Source organism: Streptomyces sp. KR55 (assembly GCF_052245645.1).
GTDB classification, from domain to species: domain Bacteria; phylum Actinomycetota; class Actinomycetes; order Streptomycetales; family Streptomycetaceae; genus Streptomyces; species Streptomyces flavusporus.
This window is the reverse complement of record NZ_JBQQCE010000822.1, coordinates 1-2,183: the sequence shown is the minus strand read 5'-3', so window position 1 is coordinate 2,183 and position 2,183 is coordinate 1. Positions and strand designations below refer to the sequence as shown.

Annotated in this window: 1 protein-coding gene and 1 pseudogene; one reads left to right on the top strand and one right to left on the bottom strand. The window is 66.8% G+C overall.

Features of this window, described 5'->3' with window-relative positions; translation table 11 throughout:
* Window positions 1-156: 156 nt before the first annotated feature.
* Window positions 157-603: an RNA-guided endonuclease TnpB family protein gene (locus tag ACTWQJ_RS50530; protein WP_443313063.1), complete on the top strand. Its 447-nt coding sequence runs from the start codon at window positions 157-159 to the stop codon at window positions 601-603.
* A gap of 140 nt (window positions 604-743) precedes the next feature.
* Here ACTWQJ_RS50530 and ACTWQJ_RS50525 read toward each other — a convergent pair.
* Window positions 744-2,183, bottom strand: a pseudogene (locus ACTWQJ_RS50525) (exo-beta-D-glucosaminidase); the annotation flags it as partial.

Genomic DNA, 2,183 nt, shown 5'->3' with positions numbered 1-2,183 from the left:
CGCCATCCGGTCTCGCAGTACATCGTGCGCAAGAAAGACCAGGTCAGGCGAGGCACACGACAGGTTCCGGAGAAGGTCATCACCCTTACGCCCGCGATACTTCAGTAGCTCAAGCAACGGCATTGGGCCAAGGGCACCAAAAGCGCCAAGCGCAGGCTGAAAGGCATCCGCCGCCGCGAGGCCCGGTTCGCCGCCGACACCAACCACCGCATCGCCAAGACAATCGTCATAACCGCTGAACGCACCTCGCGCGGGGTCGCCCTGGAAGAGCTGAAGGGCATCCGGCAGAGGGTTACGGCCAAGAAGGAACAGCGGTACCGGCTGCACTCGTGGGCCTTCGCCCAGCTCGGCGCGTTCGTCGAGTACAAAGCACGGCGGGCGGGTGTGCCCGTGGTCTTCGTCGACCCGCGCAACACCTCCCGCCAGTGCTCCGAGTGCTGGCACACCCACCGTACCAACCGGGTGTCCCAGGCCTGGTTCGCCTGCCGCTCCTGCGGAGTGGTCATGCACGCGGACCGCAACGGCTCCCGCAACATCGCCCACCGTGGCGAGGCTGCGTGGCAGCGGGGCGCAGTCAACCGCCCCAACACCGTCAAGGTGTAGGACGTAGGCCAGACGCCACAGCCAGCGGCGGACAGGACTTACAAGCCTCGGCTTCAGCCCGAGGTAGTTGACGGGGAAGGGCCGTTTGCGGGGAAAGCCATCGCCACCGAGCGGGGAAACCGATGTGTGATGCCGCATCGTCAGCTGGACGGGACGGTGACCGCCCGGGCGTTCCATCCAGAGACACGTACGCGTGGGGTGCGGTCCGGATCGACTGTCCGATGGGAGGCCACCAAAGTTGCCGATTCGCCCGGCCACAGGCTGATCTGATTGTCGTTCCAGTGGACGGGCAGCGTGGGAGTCCTCCCGTCCGCGGAGACCAGGTCGACGTCGGTGAGCAGAACGGGGGCGTTCGTGGTGCCCGGGTGGCGGAGGGTCACGGTCGTCGTCGATGTGCCGGCACTGGTTACCCTCGTTGTGGCTGCCACGTCCAAGGTCACCTGCGGCATCGAGTTCAAGCCCGTCAGGTCGGCGTAGGAGGTGGTGGGGGTGTAGTACCAGTCGGTTTTGGCGTAGTCGAGGACGTCGTTGCGGGTGGAGAGCCAGTAGACGTTGCGGCCCAGTTCCCGGCCGGTGGAGTCGGTGAGCAACAGCCGGGCCAGGTAGGTCCTTGCCAGGCCGGGGACCGTGGCCGGGAGGGTCAGCGAGGTGGTGGTCACGCCGCGGGCTTCGACGTCGACACCGGTCACCGTGCGGTCGTACTTCTTGGTCCCATCGGTGTTGAAGAGCGTGACCCGGGCCTTCAGCCCCGAGGCGGCGGTTGTGCGGTTGTTGACGATGCTCACCGTGCGGTTGTCGTAGCCGTACTGGATGTGGAGGGGTTCGTTGGCCTTCTTCGCGCCGAAGTAGGCCCCGTTCTGGTCGAGATAGCGGTCGATGAGCTGCCAGTGGAGGGAGGTCCAGCCGCTGTTGAGCATCCAGTAGATGACGCCGGTCGCGGGGGCGGCGGTGTCCTTGGCGTTGCGGGAGTACGCCTCGAACTGCGCCCGGACGTTCTCGTACTGGGCGAGTTGGGCCTTGCGCACGTAGTCGCCGAGATCGATCGGTCGTCCGTAGCGGCCGGCGAGGGCGGCGTTGTACAGCTTGAGTGTCGAGAATGTGGGTGACGGGGAGCGGTGGTACTGGGGAGCGGAGGGTTGCTTCCAGAGTGTCTCCAGCTCGGCCGGGGTCAGCATCCGCCGCAGTGTGTCGAGGGTGGGAATGCTCGGACCGGCGCTGGTCTCGGAGTTGAAGCCGGTGGCTCCTCCCTCGCGTTTGTCGTACCAGTAGCCGGGCGGCACCCAGTCGTAAGGGCCGGTCATCCGCATCCCGGAGCGGCCGGTGACGGGTGTCGACTTCCCGGAGGCGGAAGGGATCACGGGCACCTTCCAGTCGGCCGCCCGCAGCGCTTTGAGGTATGCCGACTCGATCTTGGCGTTGGGCGCCGCGTCGCTGCCGATCAGGAACGAGATCACGCTGGGGTGGTCGCGCAGCCGGGCCGCCTCGGCAGCCATCGACGCCTGGGCGATCGCGTGGTCGGCGGCGTCCCACTTCTCCCCGGACTCCGCGGGGTTGACCTCCCCTTCCCATTTGTTGCAGCA